Genomic DNA, 20,495 nt, shown 5'->3' with positions numbered 1-20,495 from the left:
TTAATATCTCTCCTTAGTGGTCATAGATCAACGGCCTCGCCACGCTTCACTCGTTCCCTCAGTTTCCGTTTTTCATCACGAGACATGTTGGAGTATCCAAACTTCTCTTCCGAGCCTTCCTGGCCGAGTGCGCCGGTGGACGATGCGTTGTTTTGTTGGATGTTTTTGATCGTTTCCTGCTGCGCTTGCTTGGTTGCAGCAGCGATGCGTTGCTCGTACGTAGCGAGCTTATAGGCTTGTTCAAGCGACTTTACTTCGCCGTTAATCACCATCTGGAATATTTCATTCTCATGTTGTTCGAAATCAGAGTACTTCGACTTTAAATGGTTCGTCTCAGCCTCAATTTGCCGCATAGCTTCTTGCTGACGGAGTTGTTGCAATTCCTTCTCATAGTTCTGGAGCTTCTCGTTTACTGGCGCTAGGTGCTGACGATAAAGCTCTTCATCCATGCCCAATTTTTGAGCACCTTCACGAATGACGCGCTCCTGTTCGGCCTGTTCCATTGCTGCGGAGAATTCCTCGAAGTCATCAAACCCATGAAACTTCATCAGCCTCTCGGCCATCTGAGCCTGTGTTTCATACTGCTGAACGCGTTCCTGTATCTTGTCGTAGTTGAGACCCTTCTGAATCCAACTCGGCGCCTCATCATCCGGCACGAAGCGTTCTTCCTTGTTGTACTTGACCGTGTAACCTTTCGGCTGTTCCTGCATGGTGGCAGTATCGGGAGCCGAAGTTTCCGGCGTAGTATCAACGTTCATTTCTGGTGCTGCTGTTTCAACTGCTTCGCTATGGTTGGCGAATTCTTCCATGGTAAATCCCCTTTCGCGCTATGGTAGGCGCTGTTTTTGCATGAAAATAGGCCACTGGATTCTCACCAATGGCCCGATCTATGTTAACCCTGCACCCATAGGGACAGGAGCTTGTATTGGAGGTGCTTGTTGGAGCTGAGCAAGCATCTGCTGCTGTTGCTCTGGAGGCAGGGCATCAAACGCTGCTCTATCCTCTGGTGTGAGGCTGGCGAGTGCTTGTTCCTGCATCATCTGCGCTTCCATCTCGCGTTGTTCGATCCGTTTTAACAACCGGTCCTTAAATGGGATTACATTGCCTGGTGCAAAATCTAAGTAGTCCGTCAGCGTGATGTGCCCTCCATCAAATAACTTATCAAGCGATGCCATCATCAACTCTTCCGAGTAACTTGAGCTTGGACCAATATCAATTTTGAGGTTTAATTCAACATCTCGGTAATTTGAGCCAGTAAAGTCCATTGGAACCGGATTCCCATCGTCGTCTTCAACAGTCACACGGCGCTCCATATTGTACTTAACCTTCCAAAACTCTTCCCATATACGTCCAACGTCCTCCATCGCTCGATAAAATCGCTTTTTAATGCTTTCGATAGGGACGCCGGCGGCTTTCTGCAGGAGCATGATAGCTGAGGCGTTAAGTCTGACCTCTTGATACATCACCTGTAGCTGCATCCTGTGCGGATGAGAGCGTTTTGGTGTAGTCGATAAACGAATCAACCAGATTCATTGCCATCGTGTTGGTACTTGCTGGCGCAAGGTACTTTACTCCATCACCAGTTCCCGGAGGCGACTTGTCTTCAATCATTTCCCCAGGAGTGTTGGTCACCTTGTTTGGATCAATCGCGTTCGTCTTATAGATCAGTTTCGGCCAGCCGGTTAGCTGTGTGCTCAAAATTTGCATCGCCATCATGACGTTAATTGCCTTTTGGTTCGGAATGAGCCCCTCTGTATCACCAATACCATAGGCCGATTTGCGCCGACGTTCCCATTGCATCCAGGCGATCGGATAAAGCTTCATTCCAGTCGACGTTTTACGCTTGATAGGCACTCCGCAACTGTATTTCGCGAAGTAAATCAGTCCGTTTTCACGCCAATACTTGGTTAATACCGTCACCTTATTGCTGGAAGTTAACTCAACCTGCGCCCTGTCGTACCCTTCACTACGCGTCTCGTTGTCTGACTTGATTAATTCAATGAGGTGAGGAGGTATTTCGTTGGCTTTAGCTTCTTTCCTGACTGTGTCAACCATTTCACGGCTACTGATAAGAATGTACGGCTGCTTCTGGATGTTCCGTTTCTGTGGGTTACCAAGGAATACGTTAATGGGATCAAGGACCTCACCCTCCATATCTCCAACATAAGGTGATATGCTTCCGCCTTGCTTATCAGTGTTCCAAAAATAATGCCATATACCGGTGCCAACGTTCGACGCAACCTCAAGAGCCTCTTCGTTCAGCTCATCTTGCTTGATGTTCTCCCAAGTCGTATCACTGTATCTCGTAAAGCTGTCAGCGGCTTTCTCAGCCACTTCCGCTTTCATCCGGTCTTCTGGGGTATCAAACTCCAACGACATCTCCTGAGCCCGGTAAAGCATCCTCACGTTCTCATTCATTACAGAAGAGACCTTATGGTTTTCGATATACTTGATAATGTTAAACACCGGTCGAGGCAAGTTCTGCGTCCTCTTGGTAGGCGCCGGCCACTGATCGCTAGCCTTGAAACGTTCATACTCCGGCCACTTAGTCGCAAATCCCATTCGGGTATGATACTGCTTGCCCTCGCTGTACTCTTGCTCCACCTTACTGCCTTCTGCTAACAGATCGTCACCCTTCACGGCTCGTCACCTCCTCTCTTCTTTGGGTCCATTCAGCCATTCGTCCATGACTTCTGGTGTCATCTCAACAGGCGTTTGCTTGGACTCAAACGGCTTTGGCACCTCGACCTTTACCGGCTCCATCGTCGGCTCCTTGCCTTCCTTGACCTCAACCTGCCAGCGGAGACCTAACTGAACAGCTTTGAGTACAAAAAATCCCATCACCAATGCGGTAACGGGAATGCAGATGCTTACTATAACCAACGCTACTACCATGTCATATACTCTCCTCCACTTGGTTCTTCTGTCCGGAATGGGAATGGTACCTCCGGCGCCTTCCTCGCTTTCATGCGCTCCATGAAGTCCCACATATCGTCTTCCATCGCATAACGTACTGAGTCGATGGAGTGGTTGTTTTTGTCCGGGAACTTGGCTTTAAAATTGCCATGTACATCCTTATCAAGCTCATATGTGAGGAATTCACGCGCAGTCTCTGGGCATCGCTTGTCATCGATGATGATCGCCTCCAGACTCTGCAAGAACTTAATGCCGAACTCAACCGAATCCGGTCCTTTTTTGACTGGATGCACAAATAAGCCGTACTGCATTAACTCGTTGATGCTCTTAGGCTCAGCCGAGTCTGCTTTTACGACTTCGTTACGTTTATTCTCGCTTGCTATATGGAGGTAAGCAGCGTAGTTGGACATTGCCGTCTTAAACAACTCATGGAAGATATAAAGTCGCTTATGCTTGCGATCGTAGTTCATGACCGTGTACGATAACGGGTCGATCGCGTATCCAAAGTCTAAGCCGCGGCGAAGGTTGTAGAAGTCTTCAATCTCTTCGTCACTGATACGCCTGATCTGAACGTTATCAAACACCTCTCCACCTGTACCGGTTACCTCGCCTAAATATTCATGCTTGTAGGACTGTAATTTGGTCTCTTTAAGGTGTTCTGCCTCGACAATGAACTGTTCCCCTAACCATTCTCGCGGAACCGTTAAATAGGTGCTGTGGTGCGTCCTACGATCATCACGAGTCATCTTCACTTCAGTATTAACCCAGTTATTCGCGCTCTTCGGTGGGTTGTAGGAGTAAAACACGGTGAACTTCGGTCCGCCCCTCATAAGGGACTGGTTAATCATCCGAACCTCTTCCATCCCGGTAAACTCGTCTACTTCCTCGTACCAAATGAACTTCGTGTATCCACGGCTGAACTTCATGGACTTGATCTTCTTGGGCTTGTCCGCACCTCTGAACCTTATCTCTTGTCCTGTCGGTTTATAGGTGATAACTAGCTTAGCCTCTGGGATATGCCAATAGTCTTCCACTCCAAGGGCTTCAATTGCCCATGTAAGTTGCTCAAATACGGATTCTTTCAGTGTATCCTTGACCTTCCGCAGCACAACTGCATTCGCGTTCGGGTCGGACATGATACCAAGTATGATTTCTATCGCGACAAAGGATGATTTGGTACTTCCCCGTCCTCCGCCTAACCAGTAATGCGTATGACCTCCATCCTTGATATCTTTATGGACTTCATGAAAGGAAGGCGCAATCACCTCTGATAGTCTCATTTGATATCATCTACGATCGTAACGCCCAGGCTTCCACTATGCTCGATTCGTTCTTTAAACATGCCCAAATGTTTAGCCACACTATCAAGGGCTCCACGGGCCGTATTAGGCTCAGTCTGCTTCGTATTGAGTATTATGTCCTTGTACTGTTGCAGAACCCATTCTACGGTCATTTGAGACTTCTCAGCGTGTTTCTGCTGCCTCTTTGCTATCTCATCGGCTATCTGAGGTTTCCTGAGGTTTTCATACCCCGTCTCTGATGCAGTATTTGCACTGTATCCCGCCCTAATCGCCGCCTGAGTGGCATTGAGGTCAATGAGGTATTCATTGATAAATTTCTTCTGCTTATCCGTCAATGCCATCTTCATCCCTCCCATCATCGTTATAATAATCCTCCGTGTACCATATCGCCTTTAGCCCATACATACAGGCCAGGGCTATCATACAGAGTGGATCTAAAAAGTCATATGCGGGATTTGAGAGTAATTGATCCATTGTTGCCCACATATGACCACCTCGGTTAAATAAAAAAGCCACTCATTAGAGTGACAGTTTTTTAAAATCCTCTTTTATTTTCCAACACATTTCCATCATCTGATAATCAATATAGTCATATGGATTTACCATATCTTCGATAGGTTCCAATAGCTTATAGATCGAGTAGCCTCCATGTTCCATGTTGGTATAAATGGTTATCCGAACTTTTAATACTTTATCACCCATTACATCCTCGCGAGACAACCTAATATCACGATGACTTTCTCCTTGTTGTTTAGGTAAGTATTCGTCTAACTTATCCAATAGCTCAAAAATGTCCACGACTTCCCCTCCTTTGTTCCGATCGTATCACGAATCGAAAAAGAGCGCTATCTACGTCCGGCTCCCGGAGTGGATGCGCCCTATCGTGGGTACGTTGGCATGCCTTTTAACTTTCCCATGGTATAACTATAGCAGGTTCTTCCGGTAATTTGGCGGTAAAAAAACGGTAAATTTCCGGTCATTATCTATATCAGTTCTATTAACTCACCCAGATTACCATGCAGCGTCTTTAGAAGAACGCGTTTCCGTTCTTTAACTTTATCCGTTTCTTTCCTAGACTTCCACGACAGAACGTCGAGTTCCTTCATCACAGATAAGCAGTTTTGAGCTGCTTCTTCTAAGGGTCTTGCCATAACTAATCACCCTTTACCTATATGATTTTATTCTAATTATATAAAAATCCTTTTAATACGAATAGCCCTATTATTTAAATCCTACAACCTCATCAAGATTTATGATCTCCGGCGTATCCACAAATCTTAGGGCAACGGTCAGTTTATTTAAGGCGCGCTTATGGATATTCCTCACCGTTTTTTCACACGGACCTTTTTTCTCAGCAATTAAAGCCAACGTCAGTGTGTTTCGTTCCATGTACTTGAGCTCGATTACATTACGTTCTTCATCATCGAGTACATCCCTCACAGCTCCATCAATCAGTGTCACCGCCAGCTTATAGCGTTGATAGTCCATCAGACTACTCAGAATCGTTCCTCTGCCTCCAAATCCTGCCGGAGGTCTGCTTCCATACCCACCACCTAATGGCATGCCTGTGGTGTCGTCTGATTGGTGAGAGGCTACTCCGTTAGATATAGCGTATCGGTAGCTACGGTAGTTCTTAAGAAGCTCGGTTACTTTGTTCTGGTCCATGCCCTTACCCCCTTGTAAAAGATAGCCTCGCTATGTTATATAACGAGGCTTTGTATTCGGCCCCCGCTTACGCTGGGTTATTCGGTCGATTCGATGGCCTTCGGCCGTTTTACTTTTGTATCAGTTTAAACTCGAATCGTCCCTCCGGTCTCAATACACTGACCAACTTAGCACCCAACATCATCTTCCAAGATATGTATTGGATGCCCCTGGCCACGTCCTCTACGCGGTCATATTGCTCGTATTCGCAGATGACTTCGATGTTTATGCCGTTGTCTGTGATCTTCACGCTACGTGCCCTTTTACAAGGCCGTGCTCGGCGGCGAATTGTTGGAGCCTTTCTTCAAGTTCCGCTCTTGTAAACGGAGTGTCTTCTGTCTGTACTTCTCGGTGTTGCTCTCCATCAGCCACTTCAAATTGTACGGTTGGTAACGCGGGGACTTGAAAAGTTACCTCCTTGTCTGGAGCACCGGTATCGCCCAATGTACTATTCGCATGAGCAAGTTGGGCCTCTTCGCGAAATCGCTGCACCTCTTGTTGATCTTCGATGACGTTGTACTTCCCTTGCTCTAGGTAGTCTGAATTCAATCTCTTCGTCCGAATCAATCAGTTTCGCCTTGAACCGGGATTGTTTGATGTCCAGCGGCTGCATATCATAAATTTTCGGCCGTTCTGCCTTAATCTTCATCAGTGCTTCTTTGTACTGCCGTTGCTGCTCTTCCGTGTCGATTACCTTATACGCATTTTGAGCGCCTACAGCCATTTCCTTGCGCAGATCATCTACATGTCCATTCAACCGTTCAATCTCTTTCTTGGCCTCTTCTAGCGCCATAGAAGCGTTGTCACGTTTGGCCTGCATGTCCGCGAGTTCCAGTTTAGCGGAGTTGAGCTGTTCCAATGTGAGTTTGTGCTCATTCTGCAGGGAGTCGAACTGCCTTTGCAGTTGAAGTTCACGTTCTTCGCTTGCGCGGAGCTTTTCCGCATGTGCTTTCTGCAGCTCGCCAATCTCTTCGCTAAAGCGTGCAGCCTGGTCGGCATATCGACGCTGTACTTCAATTCGGAGAATTTGGTAATGCGGCTCGCTTAGGCACATGTCACGCATACTCATGCCGTCTGCTTTAATCGTATCGAGCAGGTAGGAGATTTCTTCTTCTGCTGTTTCAACACGTTGCTCATGCTCTGCCTTCTGAATCTGGTCCATCAGTTCATTTTCACGTTGCTCCAACGCGTGAATCTTCCCCGTATCCGCCAATGCCCCGCGTTGCCGTTCGCTCGCCAAGTCCGATTGTACCTTTTCCAGTTCCGCCTGCAGGCTCGTTTTATCCATGTTACGCCTCCGTTATCAATAATTGATCATATGATCATATTTATAGGTATATTATACCACATAATTAGTCCGAAAACACAACATAAAGCATGTTTTTCTTCAATTTACTCCAAATTACTACTACATATTGTGTTTGACTTTTCCTGGTGAGCATTTCACCTTTGGTTCCGGCTTTTCTTCCTCGGTCTCAACATATCCTGGCGGCCTTTTGGTGTTATAGTAGACATCTTTTCCGGTCTTTTCGTCCTTTCCGATGTACATCGTCACATTTTCTTTTCTCCACTTGATCGACATAGGCTCACCCCACTTTGATTTCTTTTATCGTTAGGTTCATGTACACTCGCTCAAACCATTTGCGCTTGATGCCGTATACCTCTGTCCGTTTTCCCTTCACATCGATGATCTCTTCCGTGCCGTCTTTCCAGGTAACGCGGAAGTCGGCTACGTAGGTAATGGGCCGGTATTTCTTGCCGTTCTTTTTAAAGCCCTCCTGTAACACAAACACTGGCTGTAATTCGATCGATATGATATTACCCCTCTCTTTCTCGCTCTTGAGAAGAAGGTAGTAGTGCGCCTCTGCCTTACTGTCGAACCTTATGCCGTCTACCATTGTGGGTTTAGCTCTGTATTTGCTCATTTACCTTCCTCCTTTTGCTCAGCCGGCTTCTGCTCTTCTTTCTTCTCCTTTGGTTCTTGCTCAAGCTGCCTAACCAGCGCGGCTAGTCCTGGTAAGCTTCCGTGTGCATATGATCCTTTGCTCATTCTGCTGCACTCTCCTTTTGCTCCAGTAAGTGAGGGTGTTCGTGTATGTTGCCGATGACTTCGGCCTGATCGATTTCTTCCCAAAATTCTTCAAGACCGATGGCCTCGCGATTTGTCACATCGAATTTTGCTTCCTCGTCGTACCAATCAATTACACCTACACTTAGCGTCTCTTCCCAGTCGTAGCCGCTTTCTGAAGACCTATCATAAGCATCCGGGTACCGCACTATATCCCCCTCGTAAATCTCTTGCCCCTCGGGATATTCTTCGGTCCTCTTCGAATCCCGCAGGCCGGTGTACTGGCCTACTGTTTCGGGATTAACATCATAACGCGGAAAATTTGCCAGGCTATCTACAATACAATGCCGAGTTGCGCCTTTAACATAATATCCGTACACCCACTCGCCGTTATCTATTCGCTTGCCCCGGAACTTAATCGGTCTGCTCATATCTGTTTATTCCTCCTATATGGGGAGGGATTTCCTCCCCTAGTTGACTTTAGTTTTCTTCTGACCACCAGAAGTCTTCTCCAATCATTTCCCATACCCATTCTTTAAACTTTTCCTTTATTTTCTCTTCACTTGTACCATCCTCGAACTCGACCTCCTGCTGCACCGTGTTCCCGGGTCCGCGATACCAGTTAAAAACGATTTTCCGCATGTTTATTCCTCCCCTAGTTGATTTAATCCTGATCGGTACTTTTAACGGCTTCTTGCAGGCTGGCCCACGGCTCCATTAAAAAGTTCCGTCTTTCCATTTCCGCGATTGAGAGCGCATCGTGTACGACTGCCTCCAAATCCAAAATCCGTTCATCTAGCCGTTCAATTTCTGCGAAAAGTTCGTCGATGACAGAGTCATAGCTTATGACAACATCTTTAATCCCATAGACAATGCGATAAAGTTTTTCCGATGATCCACCGACAAGTGCGCCTTTAACATTGTTCAGAAACAATTCGAGCTGCGGCTTCGACTGTATATGCAAATCTTTCAGTTCTTCAATTCGGTTCATCTAGAACCCTCCCATGTATTTCTGTGTTAAAGCCGTCTTCCTAGCGCCTGAAGCTCCGCGCCTACTTTGCAATTTTTATTACAATGTCCATCCTGTAAAGCAAATCTACCTGGATATTTCTTTGCCATATCTCGACGAGTAGGACACATTTTGCACCCGTATAGCAGCGTATCAATCCGATATAAAATGCTCACTCTCGACATGTCGATATATTCCCCTTGTCCATACGATTAATCAGGTTGTGCATTTGCCACTTCGCACGTTTTATCTTAGCCTCGCGCGTTGTGCCCTTTATGTGAGACGGTTGACCATTCTGGGCCAGCATGATCCATGTCGAGCTGTCGCAGCTACGCAGATTACATTTGCCTACGATCTTCGGTGAACTCGACCCGAGCAAATGAAAATCAATATCCGGGTACTTTATGCAAAGCAATTGCACCCAATCAGCAACCTTTTGTTTATCAGATATTGGCACAGTGCCACCAAGTGCAATGTATGTTTCCCCGCGCTCGATATAGCGAACTAGATGGCTTTCATCTTCGCCATAATGATAAACCGGAACAGGATTTAACCCTTTTTGCTTCATGATTACGTAGTAGAGATAGGAAAATTCGCTATCTCCAATTACATCCAAGGAAATGTAATAGTCGATATATGTGCTGTTATCTTGGATATAAGCCATATAATCCAATAACGCTATGTTTTTACCTTGAGTAAAAGCTGAATATGCTCCCGAATCGAGTATTATTTTTGGCTTATACCCGATGCGATCTACAAAGTCTTTTAATGGCTTGTTTTTGAAATAGTGATATGATACCAGTACTTGGGGTGGCCGAACATCTGATATAACCTCGTACTCTGCCGAGCTTTTACCGGTTACGACGAAGTAGAAATCAAAAGTGCGTGCTTTACCATCACATCGTATATGATCCGCAATTTTCGAATATAGAGTTCCATATTTCGGGTTCTTCCGAAGTTGAAGGTGAGCATTTTCCGTTGTTCCAAGGCTTTTGATGGTCCGCTGTTTAACTTTATTTCCATCCCTAAATGACTCAACAATCGACCAGTACAATCGTCCCTGGACCAAGGTTTTTTTAAGGTACATTTACCACTACACCGCCCTCTTTTTTACCACTACAATCTTTCGCCTTCTTAACCCTCCCATGTATTTCTGTGTTAGTTTGTTGAGCTAGCCAAAAGAGTCTTGGTAAACTGCAAAACTTCTTTTTTTCGATGCTTTCGCCTATGAATCGTAAACCAGCCCTTTTCATAAGATATTTCTGGAGGTTCCTTTTCATTTGCCTTACGATAGGCTTCCCGCCATTCGTTTTTTATTGTTTCGATTTCATTGTTCACCACGTACACCGTCCTTTAGATGCCCTATAGGGGGATTAATCTGTGACTTCACCTTTAGCCATCAGTGTCAAGCTTGCAAGTGATAACGTACCCACATGATCTGTTAAGGGCCCGCACGTGAATTTAATAACCACTCCATCATTTCTTTTTCTTCCCGTTGATAAGTCGACCATCTCGACATAAGTTTCAAGCACCTTCCAAGCCCTATAACGACCTTCTTCTTTACCGTTGTGGTAGGTCTTGCCTACCTCTATTTCATGTGGTGACATTGTTTATCCCTCCATGTGGGTATCGTCAATTTCAAGCGCCGGCGGCCGTGGGCAGTAATAATCCGTAAGTACCGATTTACCGCCGCGCGGGACGGCGACGATATAACGGGTGTAAACAGTCCAGTAGGTATCAAATTTACGCTGTGACGGCTTCATTTCTCTGGGCAGGTAGCTCATCGCGTTTTCGTTCGGCTTAATCACCGCGTGCACCGTGCCGCGCTTTTCCTTTGTTACTCCGTAGGACTGGCTGGTCCACTTTACCTTATCTCCGACTTTAAAGTTCATCTATATTCCCTCCATGTGGGTGTTTAGGCTCCTTTGTGCCTTGTGTTTTGATTAATCGTCCGTCTCAACGGAAGCCCTAAATTATCCGTCTCAGGCTTTAAATTACGGTAACGCTCCAATTCCTCATCCGAGAGCTCATAAGACGTTACAGGACCGTTTACGGGCGTTAAACGCGATGTCTTGGATATAGGGTCGTTGGCAAAGCGTCCAGGGTATCCTTTCTTCATGCCAGCTCCTCCTTGCTGTTAAATCCGTTTTCAATTGCCCATTGGTTAAGTGTAAATTTCGGGATTTTAAATTGCTTTGCCAGTTTTGATCTGGGCGTTGTTTTATACTTCTTTTCAAGCTCTCGATGTAAATCCGGACTAATCGTCCCCTCTCTTAACTTTAGAGGCTCCCCGCAGACGCCCATATTTGCCTTGTAGACGGCTTTTGTATGGTCATTGACTGTGAAGGTTTGTCCGTCGTCATGACGCCTTATAAGGCCCTTTATTTCAAGCTTGGCGAGTGATTGTGATACACCACTGGATGAAAGTTTGTGCTTCGACTTAATTTCCGCTCGGGTCATGCCATCTTGGATAGTGCGATATACGATCATTTGACGTTCGCTAAGTTTGATCATGGGATTCTTCTCCTTATCCGTTTACTGGTTTAGGGGTATTGAACATTTCATCAAGCTTCCGTGCCTTTTTGAGCATTTCCTCGAGCTCGGCCTCTGTGACTTTGGAAGCCGGCGGTTTAGCCGCTGTACTGGGCACAGCTCGTATTTGAGGCTTGCCTCTATTGGTAAGGGTATAATTCCGGTTTTGTGGCGCGCTTTGCTGTTTTGGCTTCTCGAGCTTCCAGGGCTCGTCCACGCCTGATGTTTTCCAAGTTTCTAAAATCCTGCTTACGTACGGGAGACTTCTTTTGCTGTGGTAAGACGCTTCCTTCAAGGCTTCTGAAGTCCATCTTTCTCCGTAGGTGTCTATAAAGTCTCCGAGTCTTTCGGCATTCACTGGGCTTAGCATTCCAAATCCTTCATTTTCATAAATTCCGAAAACGTTCGTCTCGTTAGTAGTAGTAGATGTTTTATATTCTTTTTTCTCTTTATTACTTTCTTTACTTTCTTCTTTTGTGGTTGGCTGCTGGTTGCTTGCTGGTTGGCTGCTGGTTGATCGCTGGTTGATGACATGGTTATCATGCTGGTTGACATGAGCCTCAACCTCTTGGTATTGCTGGGGATTCTGCTGGTTAACTTGCTGGTTGCTCTGCTGGTTGAAATTTCGGTAGTTTTCAAAAACTTTAACCCGATAAAGTGAAAATCGTGGCAGCTTTTCTACGAGCTCGATCATTTCTTCCTTTTGGAGCTTCCGGAGAAGCGTCCGAAGACGCTGCTCACTGATGCCCAAACGGTCGCTCCAACTAATCCGCCCAAAGACAAATTCAGCGTATCCAATAGTAATTAGTTGCCCGTCAATCAATTCTTGCGATGGTTGTTTTGAGTACCGGGCACGAAAAATCATTTCAAGCCAGACTTTAAGATATTCGGCGTCCTTGTAGATCCAATGGTCCATTATATTTCGAGGTATGCCGATCCACCCTTCCACCGAACTACCTCCTAACCGGCCATAAGCCGTTGTAACTCTGCTTCACATTCTTGTTTCTTCTTCGTCCAGGCGCGCCGGCTGTTGTCGTCGTACGACCGTACAATCTGTGTGGAGTACATCATGATAAGTGCCTTCAACAGGTGTTCCCTGCTTACATCTGCGATAGCCATTTGGCGACCCTCCCAGGGATGTAGTGACGTACGTACCATACCAGTGCATCAGCGTTCTTTTTCATTGTTCATCAGCCTTTCGCGGTATCTTGCTGCCCATTCTCTTCCCGCCTTGGTGTAATCCACTTTCCAGTGACACGTGCCGGTGTTTACGCTTGGCCCGCATAACAGAGCGATGTCATTCGCGGTTGTTTCATCTAGCTTCCAACGCCGGACCAGATGTGCCCTCTGTAAGCCCCATACTTGGCTTCTATGGGCTCCGCACCACTCACAACAGTAATTCGCTCGTTCCTTTACTTCCCGGTCCACAGAAGGGCTTATATCGCCCCTCTGCTTCGCGGTCTTCTTGATGCGCTTACGGCTAACCTGCTGCTCTTTCGTATATGGCCTATATGCAAACATGGCTTGTCCTCCTAAAATGGAAGGTCATTTTCGCTTAAGTCCGTTTGCGGCTTGTAATCCGGTTCCTGTCGTTCAAGATTCTGACCGCCGCTGGCCGACTCGAGGAACCGGACGTTATCCGCGATTACCTCAGTCACGTAGATTTTGCGGCCTTCGCCGTTGTCATAGTTCCGTATCTGCAGACGCCCCTCAACCGCGGTAAGCCGTCCTTTGCGGAGATAGTTGGCGCACGATTCAGCAAGCTGCCGCCATGTCACAATCTGAATAAAGTCAACTTCTCCTTTTGGGTATTGCCGATCTACTGCCAGTGTGAAAGTTGAAGTCGCTATGCCCTGAGGCGTGTACCTTAGTTCAGGATCCTTGGTGAGTCTTCCGATCAGAATAATGCGATTTAACATTGTATTAGGCCCCTTTCTTGGTCCGTTCCATCAATATTTCAGTGAGGACTTTTTCCGTTTCTGCCCCATTATTTCTCAGGAATTCCTCTAATCCATCTAGACTGCCGTTATGAATGATCTTGTATTTCGCTTTTATAGTCGGAGTAGCATTTACACCTGCCGAATCTTTCGGCGCCTCTGGAGGCTTCGTAGGCGGTTTAGGTGTCTGTTTTTCTCTGTGGTCTAGCTCCGCGCTGCTGATCTTGTCCGGATCTTCGCCGGTCGGGATAGCAAAAGTCCGAAGCAATAGATACTTGTAGCTGTATGTCATGGCCTTGCCTACGCCCTTGTCCTGGGTGTCAGCGCCGGTTCCGGATGATACGATGAATTCGAACTCACCGGTGTCAATGTCGATGATCTTGTATTTCACGTCAACGGTCGTTAAGCTGCCGTCTTTCTTGTGGTCCTGCTCGCAGGGAATGATAATAAGTCCATGATTTACAAGGGCTTCACGCACGGTTGACGTGACTTTTTCTTCCGATATGGCCTTATAGTTCGTGTTACCAAATGAGACCTTATCGTCTTTCTGGAGGTATCCAACATCTTGCATCACGGCGTGAATTTTCTTATAAAGCGACGCTTTGTTGTTCATGCTTGTCCTCCTTTTGTGGTACAATGACGAAAGAATAGATTTTCACGGGTCGCCAATTCTGTTGCAGCAGAAGGGCGCCTTTTTTATATGCGTTAATCAGTAGATTCCGGTTCTGCATCTTGTTGTGGGGCCTTTGACTCGCTAACCAGCGGTACATTTCCATCGACTGAGCCCCCTATTTAATTTCCTCTTGCTTCGGCATCTTCGGCCTACGACCATACTCAATAATTACCGCAAAGCCTTCTTCGTCGGAATCACTCGGCACCAACTGAACTTTCTTAACCTCTCGTACTTCATGTGATGTGGAACTAGTCTTAGTAGTTTCGTGGTACACATTCACATTCAATGGCATATCAAGTAATTTTTGAATAAGTTCTCGCACTTTCAAGATTCTTCGCTCCTCATGTTCCTTTTTGGTGTAATGCTCGATTATGTCTTCAATGGTTTGAAACATGCTGACTCCTTATGTCTTTTTAGTGCAATCCTTGTTAAAGCAGAACCAGTAACCGATAAGTCCGTTTTTCTTGTCTGTTCCTTTAAATGCCATAGGCTCATTACAAAATCCGCAATTCACCATCCTTCAACCTCCTATTCCGTCTGTAATGCTATCGAAAAGCCGACCATAACAATTCCCATCAAGAAGATTAAAAAGCCAGTTAAGTACTCTTTCCTCGCGGCCAACCCCTTAATTAAGAGAGCCAGTCCCACAATGGACATGGATAATCCAAACCACATAAACGCCAGTGTGAGGAATCCGGTCCAACTGATCATCCCACCGCACCTTGCTCTATCTCCCTGTTATGACGCCAGTTCCATTCACGCACTTTCTCCTGGTGTTCCAGCTCATTCGAGAAATCTCGCCATCCCAGCACCTTCTGGATTGTCCCAACGTGGAACAGCGCGACCCGCGGGATGCCAGCGAAGCTTGTGAAGATTTCGATGTTATTCCCCTCTAACTCCCGGTACGCAGTTACCTCTTCGGGTCCGTGATCCTCAACAACGATGTACTCGTTACCGTCATGCCGGACTGTCTTAGCCATGGTTAATCACCTCCACTCCTTCGTCCTCCGCACATTCCAGGCACCGCAGTTCGCCGTTGATCTTAAATCGGGCCCGACATCCGCAATCACACTTTGGAACCTCAATGTACGTATTCAAAGTCCGGTTGTAGTACGGAAGTACCATAGGATTTTCGATAATTTGACTCATTGTTTTCGCTCCTTTGTGATATATTGGGATGGAATTTACTTATTAACTGCTTGTTTTTGCGATTCTTGAGCAAGCTTGTCCATGTATTTGTTCTTACATATCTGCCCGACTGCGGCAAAGGTTTTACGAATTACATATGGGTCAGTTGGTTTGTGGAAGATAACCTGCATGCGGATGGCCTCCTATGCACCTTTTTTGATTGCTTCCTGTTCAGCTCGTTTCGCGGCTTCCCGGCGCTCAATCTCAGGCGTCACGCGGGCTATAAACTCATGGAGCTGATCCCACGCCTTAGCGCTCATTCCGGGGTTGTGTGGTTGCTTTTGCATGGTTTGGCCTCCTTATTTGATACGAATAAGTCCAGGATGATTAGGGTCGACCTCAGGTCTTAAGGTGAGGTAAGCTTCCTCTATTACGGTCATTATCAGGGCGTATAGGGTTCGGTCGAGTTCCGCGGCGTCCGTGATTACTTGAGCAGCTATTGGTGCAATGTACTCACCTGCGAAGTGACAATCTGCTTCGCGCCATCTCAGGAACATCTCTCGGATGTCTTTGGCATAGAGGGCTCCACTGCCGCCGGCTTCATGCGCATACTCTCTGAATGGGATTTCTTGGCCTTCGGAGATGATTTTTATTGGTTTAAGCTTTTTTATCTGGGGCATGTTATCACCATTAAATGTATTTTTCTGGCTTATATGCTTTTACAAATTCCAAGGCTTCTTGAAAGTCGATTCTGCGAACATAAATGTATTTGTGCACATTAAATTTCTGCTTTAGCTTTTTCCAGATGAGATTTCTGTTTTTGCCGACCAATTTTAGAAAATCATCTCCGGGTTCAAATCTTTCCTTTGTTAATTGGACAGATTTTTTCCCTACTGCTGACTGTAGATCCGCACATTCAGAGTTGGACAAAGTTACGCTGTCTCTCACTTCTTGGACCAGGATGTTCATTTCTACAAAACGTTCATTGACTTCCGTTTTCATATCGAAAACATTGTCATGGAGCATTTTCATATGCTCAAGGACTGCTTCCATCGCGGCATCCTGTTGCTTGGATTTTTCGAGGGCCTTTTCCAAGAAAGAAAATACTTGTTTTTGCTCAACCAATTGTTTACTCATTTATAATTCCTCCTAATTTTCGCCCGTTTAAGGCAGCTTTGATTTGGGAAACATATGATTCAAGCATTTCAACACTTTGACTTAACTGCTTCTTTTCAAGGTCATTGGAATGAGCAATCGCACCCTGCATGAAGGTTCCAATTGCGGCCTTCTCTAAAAACTGCTTGATATGAATTCTTAAATGGATAGTTGTTAGGTCAGCTTCGTGCATCAACTTTTTTCTTTGGAGAGCAGCCTGCTCCTCATCGAAGTCAACGGTTTCTCTAAGCTCATATTCTTTGAGCTTTTGAGCAGCCTCCTGATAGCCAGCTTGAAGGTTTTTAATTTTAAACCGTGATTCCTCAATTTCTTTTTTCAGTTCTTCCGGGATAATCTCGACAGTCAACTTTTCGACTCGCGGTGGAGCGTTTAGGGCATTAGAAGCTTGCGTCTTCCAGTATTCTGCTGCTGTCTTGGTGGATTCTAAAAGCTCTTCCGTTTCTTTGGCACGGCGCTCTGCCTCTACCAGTGATTTTTTAACTTCTCGAAGTTCTCGCGTTGTCATTTCATCTACAGTTTTTGATTCACCAGTAGAAGGAATTGTATGTGTCTGTTTGATAAATTCAGTTCGATCAATATTGGGCGGCAATGAAAGTACCTGCTGAATTTTCGTCCATTCAAGATCGTCGAAATCGGAAATCGATTTCCGATTTTGATCATGAAATTTCATAAACTCTCTAGCATATCGATCAGTAAATTCAAAATTTTGGACTACCCATTCAGCAAATTTTCCATGAGGCAGCAGTTCTTTGGCCTCATTAAGACGCTTGCCGATTTCCCAGGCATGTTTTGCAATTGATTCTTTCAGTGATCTCTCGTAAACCTTTATCTCGGCGGTTAGTGTTTCAATGCTACAGATTGATTTGTTCAACCATAAACACCATCCTTAACTGATAACATCAACTCAACTGCTTGTTGTGGAGATATCCCAAACATCGGAGCTACGTGATTCGCGATTTGCTTAATATTTGCCGATGGACCCAATGTCCTGATTCCAATTTCAAAAATAGACCGACCAGCAATCTTTTTTAAGGAATGAATTTCATCTGTAATTACTTCAAGATTGTCAGAAAGCTTGTCATCTTTAATTTGGAACACCACCCTTGTACTATTAATAGAACAAGCTATGCACAAAAAACATCGTTTACTGGTTTTTTAAAGTAAGCCGAAATCTTTAGCATCAGAATAGCGGATGGAGTTTTTCCTTCAAGCAGACGGTATATAGTTGTCCTTGAAACGTTCAACTCCTTTGCCAACATTGAAACCGTCACATTTCTTGATTCCATCAGAAACTGAAGATTGTTTTTCACTTCGTTCTTCTCCTTTCGTTTGTCCTATTTGTTGTACAAGTGAATCGTACTACATGTAGGAATAAACTGTCAACTATGTAGAACAAGAAAATTAGAGATTTTTTTTGTTTTCATGTATTACACTTGTGTTTGATGTGTAGAACATTTAATTAGGTGGTGAGTATCTTTTGTCTAACATACATGAATTTCTAACGGAGTTGCGCAAAAATAGAGGACTGACACTTAGAGAAGTGTCAAAAAAGAGCGGCTTGAGCCATTCTTATATATCTTCATTAGAAAAAGGTGTGCACCCAAGGACAAAAGCACCTATAAACCCTTCTCCTGATAGTTTGAAGCGATTAGCTGCAGCTTATAATTTTCCCTACAAAGAGTTAATGGATGCCGCTGGTTATTGGGATGCCAAAGAAAGTACCGATTCAATTAAAATTGAAAAAGAGAGCGAATATTCGCTCTCTGAAAATAAAATTAATCACATCATTAGAGATGTAGAGGAAGAGTACAAAGTCAATTTATCAGATGATCCAGTTGTGCAGGAGACGATAAGAACAATAATCGAGTCTCTAGCAAAAAAAATGAGTCAGGATAAAAAATAAACCTCTTCTATGTATTTTTCTATGGACTTAAGAAATTCAGCAGGCGTTACGTTCAAACCTTTCGTTTTAATAATAAACGCAGCTAATTCTTCCAACTTTTCGTCCACAATACCAGTCCCTTCATCTTAGTTGCGTCCTCGATTGGTAAAATAATTCTACCATCACTACGTCATTTTGGGAACGTTTGTTCTGTTTTTGGGTAAAAAAATTATTGGGAGGCTGCCATGCCCTACGAACCGGGCCGGTTCTTGCTCCCCGATATTTTATCTTCCAAGGGAATCGAACAACAACAATTAGCAGCTTAGAGTCGGAATTTCTCCTCAAAGAATATCTGACTACTGCAACAATCGTTTTGTTATGAGGTTAGCGGCCGCGAAAACGATTGCTTCTGAGCTAAAAGTTGAGATCGATGACCTATATGAATGGAAACGCACTGATAAATATCGAGGAAAAAGGTGAGAGTAGATTTCTCTACTCCCCCGGCCCAGCTTTACTACTCATTAATGCGTAGTCGTAGGATACACCCATCATACACCAGAAAATAACATCTGTTCCAGAGACAAAAAAATCCATTTACATAAATTTTACAAATATCCTATCCGGAAGACAGCACAAATAACTTAGGGGCCTACTCAAGTTTGAGGACACCCCCTGATGTAAGTTGAACTTACTCCATCTCACCTATATAATCCATAATACAAAGTATAAAAAAAGACCCTACATGTGATGAGGGTCTTTTACGTTTAGTTCAATTTCTTTAAAAATTTCATGATCCGGTCTTTAAAAGCTGCAAACAACCCGAGTCCAATCGCTAATAGAACTGGGTATAAACTCGGCAAGTAGTCAGCAAGCGTTAGATTACTGGGTAACAATTGAATTTCTATCAATCCTCACTCCTCCTTTCTAAAGGTCTTATTATCTAGAACCAATCTTCTTCCTCCTCTTCTTCAACATCAGTTACAAGTTGGTTAAGTTCATTTTTTTTTCTGCAGCCTTGTTTGAAATGATATGTTGGTTTTTTGCATTTTGCGAAATTTATACACCCCCAGAAAGGGACATCATTGTCTTTTCTTATGAATATTTTCATTGAACCTCCACAATTATTCTGACACAGAAATTGAGGACGTTCTGTAAAATCTCCAGGAAATTGATTTACTGCAAGGACGAGTATACTTACCTCTTTAGCCCCGGCATTTAGAAGTGTCTGGGCACACTCGAAAAGAGTTGAACCGGTCGTTAACAAGTCGTCAAATAAAAAAATATGCTTATCTTTTACGTCAGATGTCGCTCTAAATTTCCCTTTGACGTTTTCTGTCCTGTTGTGTCCTTTTTTTTGTGTTTTTTGCTTTGGATAATTTTCAATACATGAAAAGGCCGATGTTAAATTTTCAACTTCTGCCTCTTGACAAACCGAACTAACAAGAGTGGAGAACCGATTGTTCTCCCCTGGTTGTGGAGGCACAGCTACTAAAGCATCAGGTTTTAAATCTTTGATAAATGGGAAAATTATTTTTGCGAAAATCGCAACTTGCTTGGGATCTGTCTTGCTTTTCAAGATTCTCTGGGTAAGTATGTGTGAGGGGCTCTTATGATGTTGGGGAGAGAAGTATCTGCCGAGTGCGTAAACATTTAGTCCTTCTGAGTTCTGAGAATTAATTATCATCCTACTAGTGGATTCATGAGGAAAGAGGCTATTAATCTCAGCAAAAAAACCAGTGTTATTCTTGTCTATAATATCCTCTAGTTCACTTGGATATCTAATTATGAAGTCGGGCAAAAAACCAATTTGCTGTTGAGTTAAAATTTGTGATTGGATTAGTATGGTTCCAATTGGCTCATATAAAACATTTTTTAACGTAAAAAAGCTCTGCGATACAAAAGCGACTTCGTAGGGTTGAACTTGTAATTCTTGAAGTGCAGGAATAATATTTTTTTCATACACTCCATGGTGAAATCGTTTCTTCACCATAACAATGGATTCTGGGTTAACTTCCAATTCAAGGTCAATTATTAGCTCTTCTCTGTTGACCAAAAAACAACATGGAATTTTATATGAGATAGCTTTACACATCTCGAGCATGTCTGTATCATTATTGTCTCCTAAATCAATGATCAAAGCCTTCAAATCATTGACCTCAACGAACATAA

At 44.6% G+C, this 20,495-nt stretch carries 38 protein-coding genes; 2 read left to right on the top strand and 36 right to left on the bottom strand.

The features are described 5' to 3' along the window. Positions 1 to 20 precede the first annotated feature (20 nt). From ABC395_RS05775 to ABC395_RS05605, 35 genes are all read right to left on the bottom strand, one after another. Positions 21 to 809, bottom strand: coding sequence for a hypothetical protein (locus ABC395_RS05775; protein WP_413001427.1), 789 nt, complete (start codon positions 807 to 809; stop codon positions 21 to 23). Between the two features lie 78 nt (positions 810 to 887). Next, positions 888 to 1,466, bottom strand: coding sequence for a hypothetical protein (locus ABC395_RS05770; RefSeq protein ID WP_413001425.1), 579 nt, complete (start codon positions 1,464 to 1,466; stop codon positions 888 to 890). Next, the gene (locus tag ABC395_RS05765) at positions 1,441 to 2,640 is read right to left on the bottom strand and encodes a hypothetical protein (protein WP_413001424.1); all 1,200 of its coding nucleotides are present in this window, start codon (positions 2,638 to 2,640) and stop codon (positions 1,441 to 1,443) included. Before ABC395_RS05765 ends, ABC395_RS05770 begins: the two co-directional genes overlap by 26 nt. Before the next feature lie 6 nt (positions 2,641 to 2,646). Continuing rightward, positions 2,647 to 2,895, bottom strand: a complete 249-nt coding sequence (locus ABC395_RS05760; protein WP_413001422.1) for a hypothetical protein — start codon at positions 2,893 to 2,895, stop codon at positions 2,647 to 2,649. Next, on the bottom strand, positions 2,889 to 4,196 hold the full coding sequence (locus ABC395_RS05755; protein ID WP_413001420.1) for a PBSX family phage terminase large subunit: 1,308 nt from the start codon (positions 4,194 to 4,196) through the stop codon (positions 2,889 to 2,891). Before ABC395_RS05755 ends, ABC395_RS05760 begins: the two co-directional genes overlap by 7 nt. After that, positions 4,193 to 4,558 carry a terminase small subunit gene (locus ABC395_RS05750; RefSeq protein WP_413001419.1) on the bottom strand — a complete coding sequence of 122 codons (366 nt, stop codon included), beginning with the start codon at positions 4,556 to 4,558 and terminating at the stop codon, positions 4,193 to 4,195. The genes ABC395_RS05755 and ABC395_RS05750 overlap by 4 nt, the downstream gene beginning before the upstream one ends. Before the next feature lie 178 nt (positions 4,559 to 4,736). Then, the gene (locus ABC395_RS05745) at positions 4,737 to 5,015 is read right to left on the bottom strand and encodes a hypothetical protein (RefSeq protein WP_413001417.1); all 279 of its coding nucleotides are present in this window, start codon (positions 5,013 to 5,015) and stop codon (positions 4,737 to 4,739) included. 423 nt (positions 5,016 to 5,438) lie between these two features. Beyond that, the gene (locus tag ABC395_RS05740) at positions 5,439 to 5,882 is read right to left on the bottom strand and encodes a sigma factor-like helix-turn-helix DNA-binding protein (protein ID WP_413001416.1); all 444 of its coding nucleotides are present in this window, start codon (positions 5,880 to 5,882) and stop codon (positions 5,439 to 5,441) included. A gap of 487 nt (positions 5,883 to 6,369) precedes the next feature. Beyond that, positions 6,370 to 7,209 carry a hypothetical protein gene (locus ABC395_RS05735; protein ID WP_413001414.1) on the bottom strand — a complete coding sequence of 280 codons (840 nt, stop codon included), beginning with the start codon at positions 7,207 to 7,209 and terminating at the stop codon, positions 6,370 to 6,372. A 120-nt stretch (positions 7,210 to 7,329) separates the two neighbouring features. Beyond that, positions 7,330 to 7,503, bottom strand: coding sequence for a hypothetical protein (locus tag ABC395_RS05730; protein ID WP_413001413.1), 174 nt, complete (start codon positions 7,501 to 7,503; stop codon positions 7,330 to 7,332). Positions 7,504 to 7,507: 4 nt separating this feature from the next. Then, the gene (locus ABC395_RS05725) at positions 7,508 to 7,846 is read right to left on the bottom strand and encodes a DUF1064 domain-containing protein (protein WP_413001411.1); all 339 of its coding nucleotides are present in this window, start codon (positions 7,844 to 7,846) and stop codon (positions 7,508 to 7,510) included. Next, positions 7,843 to 7,971 (bottom strand): hypothetical protein, encoded by a 129-nt coding sequence (locus ABC395_RS05720; RefSeq protein WP_413001410.1) that lies wholly within the window; start codon positions 7,969 to 7,971, stop codon positions 7,843 to 7,845. The genes ABC395_RS05725 and ABC395_RS05720 overlap by 4 nt, the downstream gene beginning before the upstream one ends. After that, positions 7,968 to 8,420, bottom strand: coding sequence for a YopX family protein (locus ABC395_RS05715; RefSeq protein ID WP_413001408.1), 453 nt, complete (start codon positions 8,418 to 8,420; stop codon positions 7,968 to 7,970). Before ABC395_RS05715 ends, ABC395_RS05720 begins: the two co-directional genes overlap by 4 nt. Before the next feature lie 49 nt (positions 8,421 to 8,469). Beyond that, positions 8,470 to 8,631 (bottom strand): hypothetical protein, encoded by a 162-nt coding sequence (locus ABC395_RS05710; protein ID WP_413001406.1) that lies wholly within the window; start codon positions 8,629 to 8,631, stop codon positions 8,470 to 8,472. A gap of 22 nt (positions 8,632 to 8,653) precedes the next feature. Continuing rightward, the gene (locus ABC395_RS05705) at positions 8,654 to 8,980 is read right to left on the bottom strand and encodes a hypothetical protein (protein WP_413001405.1); all 327 of its coding nucleotides are present in this window, start codon (positions 8,978 to 8,980) and stop codon (positions 8,654 to 8,656) included. A gap of 26 nt (positions 8,981 to 9,006) precedes the next feature. Then, positions 9,007 to 9,129 (bottom strand): hypothetical protein, encoded by a 123-nt coding sequence (locus ABC395_RS05700; RefSeq protein ID WP_413006688.1) that lies wholly within the window; start codon positions 9,127 to 9,129, stop codon positions 9,007 to 9,009. A gap of 41 nt (positions 9,130 to 9,170) precedes the next feature. Continuing rightward, positions 9,171 to 10,085 carry a hypothetical protein gene (locus ABC395_RS05695; RefSeq protein WP_413001404.1) on the bottom strand — a complete coding sequence of 305 codons (915 nt, stop codon included), beginning with the start codon at positions 10,083 to 10,085 and terminating at the stop codon, positions 9,171 to 9,173. Between the two features lie 71 nt (positions 10,086 to 10,156). Next, positions 10,157 to 10,336 (bottom strand): hypothetical protein, encoded by a 180-nt coding sequence (locus ABC395_RS05690; RefSeq protein WP_413001402.1) that lies wholly within the window; start codon positions 10,334 to 10,336, stop codon positions 10,157 to 10,159. A 35-nt stretch (positions 10,337 to 10,371) separates the two neighbouring features. Beyond that, positions 10,372 to 10,605 carry a hypothetical protein gene (locus tag ABC395_RS05685; RefSeq protein ID WP_413001400.1) on the bottom strand — a complete coding sequence of 78 codons (234 nt, stop codon included), beginning with the start codon at positions 10,603 to 10,605 and terminating at the stop codon, positions 10,372 to 10,374. A gap of 3 nt (positions 10,606 to 10,608) precedes the next feature. Continuing rightward, entirely contained in the window at positions 10,609 to 10,890 is a 282-nt protein-coding gene (locus tag ABC395_RS05680; RefSeq protein WP_413001398.1) for a hypothetical protein, read from the bottom strand. A gap of 23 nt (positions 10,891 to 10,913) precedes the next feature. Continuing rightward, positions 10,914 to 11,117, bottom strand: coding sequence for a hypothetical protein (locus ABC395_RS05675; RefSeq protein WP_413001396.1), 204 nt, complete (start codon positions 11,115 to 11,117; stop codon positions 10,914 to 10,916). Beyond that, the gene (locus ABC395_RS05670) at positions 11,114 to 11,512 is read right to left on the bottom strand and encodes a LexA family protein (protein ID WP_413001395.1); all 399 of its coding nucleotides are present in this window, start codon (positions 11,510 to 11,512) and stop codon (positions 11,114 to 11,116) included. Before ABC395_RS05670 ends, ABC395_RS05675 begins: the two co-directional genes overlap by 4 nt. 13 nt (positions 11,513 to 11,525) lie before the next feature. After that, on the bottom strand, positions 11,526 to 12,479 hold the full coding sequence (locus ABC395_RS05665) for a DnaD domain-containing protein (protein ID WP_413001394.1): 954 nt from the start codon (positions 12,477 to 12,479) through the stop codon (positions 11,526 to 11,528). Between the two features lie 11 nt (positions 12,480 to 12,490). Further along, positions 12,491 to 12,649, bottom strand: a complete 159-nt coding sequence (locus tag ABC395_RS05660) for a hypothetical protein (RefSeq protein WP_387540496.1) — start codon at positions 12,647 to 12,649, stop codon at positions 12,491 to 12,493. Positions 12,650 to 13,062: 413 nt separating this feature from the next. Beyond that, complete coding sequence (locus ABC395_RS05655) at positions 13,063 to 13,449, bottom strand: single-stranded DNA-binding protein (RefSeq protein ID WP_413001393.1); 387 nt, start codon at positions 13,447 to 13,449, stop codon at positions 13,063 to 13,065. Between the two features lie 4 nt (positions 13,450 to 13,453). After that, positions 13,454 to 14,080, bottom strand: a complete 627-nt coding sequence (locus ABC395_RS05650) for an ERF family protein (protein WP_413001391.1) — start codon at positions 14,078 to 14,080, stop codon at positions 13,454 to 13,456. A gap of 175 nt (positions 14,081 to 14,255) precedes the next feature. After that, the gene (locus ABC395_RS05645) at positions 14,256 to 14,534 is read right to left on the bottom strand and encodes a hypothetical protein (RefSeq protein WP_413001390.1); all 279 of its coding nucleotides are present in this window, start codon (positions 14,532 to 14,534) and stop codon (positions 14,256 to 14,258) included. Between the two features lie 313 nt (positions 14,535 to 14,847). Further along, the gene (locus ABC395_RS05640; protein ID WP_413001388.1) at positions 14,848 to 15,120 is read right to left on the bottom strand and encodes a hypothetical protein; all 273 of its coding nucleotides are present in this window, start codon (positions 15,118 to 15,120) and stop codon (positions 14,848 to 14,850) included. A gap of 204 nt (positions 15,121 to 15,324) precedes the next feature. Then, positions 15,325 to 15,459, bottom strand: coding sequence for a hypothetical protein (locus tag ABC395_RS05635; RefSeq protein WP_413001386.1), 135 nt, complete (start codon positions 15,457 to 15,459; stop codon positions 15,325 to 15,327). Between the two features lie 12 nt (positions 15,460 to 15,471). Then, a complete protein-coding gene (locus ABC395_RS05630; protein ID WP_413001385.1) occupies positions 15,472 to 15,615 on the bottom strand; it encodes a hypothetical protein in 144 nt (47 codons plus the stop codon). Between the two features lie 12 nt (positions 15,616 to 15,627). Further along, the gene (locus ABC395_RS05625; protein WP_413001383.1) at positions 15,628 to 15,948 is read right to left on the bottom strand and encodes a hypothetical protein; all 321 of its coding nucleotides are present in this window, start codon (positions 15,946 to 15,948) and stop codon (positions 15,628 to 15,630) included. Positions 15,949 to 15,958: 10 nt separating this feature from the next. Next, positions 15,959 to 16,405 carry an ORF6C domain-containing protein gene (locus ABC395_RS05620; RefSeq protein WP_413001382.1) on the bottom strand — a complete coding sequence of 149 codons (447 nt, stop codon included), beginning with the start codon at positions 16,403 to 16,405 and terminating at the stop codon, positions 15,959 to 15,961. Continuing rightward, complete coding sequence (locus tag ABC395_RS05615) at positions 16,398 to 17,315, bottom strand: DUF3102 domain-containing protein (RefSeq protein WP_413001380.1); 918 nt, start codon at positions 17,313 to 17,315, stop codon at positions 16,398 to 16,400. Before ABC395_RS05615 ends, ABC395_RS05620 begins: the two co-directional genes overlap by 8 nt. Beyond that, a complete protein-coding gene (locus ABC395_RS05610; RefSeq protein ID WP_413001378.1) occupies positions 17,312 to 17,542 on the bottom strand; it encodes a hypothetical protein in 231 nt (76 codons plus the stop codon). Before ABC395_RS05610 ends, ABC395_RS05615 begins: the two co-directional genes overlap by 4 nt. Before the next feature lie 26 nt (positions 17,543 to 17,568). Continuing rightward, the gene (locus ABC395_RS05605) at positions 17,569 to 17,754 is read right to left on the bottom strand and encodes a helix-turn-helix transcriptional regulator (RefSeq protein WP_413001377.1); all 186 of its coding nucleotides are present in this window, start codon (positions 17,752 to 17,754) and stop codon (positions 17,569 to 17,571) included. A gap of 167 nt (positions 17,755 to 17,921) precedes the next feature. Here ABC395_RS05605 and ABC395_RS05600 point away from each other — a divergent pair, with 167 nt between their 5' ends. Both ABC395_RS05600 and ABC395_RS05595 read left to right on the top strand, forming a co-directional pair. Then, positions 17,922 to 18,347, top strand: a complete 426-nt coding sequence (locus tag ABC395_RS05600; RefSeq protein WP_413001376.1) for a helix-turn-helix domain-containing protein — start codon at positions 17,922 to 17,924, stop codon at positions 18,345 to 18,347. 312 nt (positions 18,348 to 18,659) lie between these two features. Beyond that, complete coding sequence (locus ABC395_RS05595) at positions 18,660 to 18,806, top strand: transcriptional regulator (RefSeq protein WP_413006687.1); 147 nt, start codon at positions 18,660 to 18,662, stop codon at positions 18,804 to 18,806. Positions 18,807 to 19,266: 460 nt separating this feature from the next. On the opposite strand, the gene ABC395_RS05590 is transcribed toward ABC395_RS05595, so the two are convergent. Then, a complete protein-coding gene (locus ABC395_RS05590; RefSeq protein WP_413001374.1) occupies positions 19,267 to 20,493 on the bottom strand; it encodes a ComF family protein in 1,227 nt (408 codons plus the stop codon). Positions 20,494 to 20,495 lie beyond the last annotated feature (2 nt).

It is taken from the genome of Paenibacillus canaveralius, from assembly GCF_047238265.1.
In the GTDB taxonomy this organism is placed as follows: Bacteria; Bacillota; Bacilli; order Paenibacillales; family NBRC-103111; genus Paenibacillus_F.
This window is presented reverse-complemented; position numbering and strand designations above follow the sequence as displayed.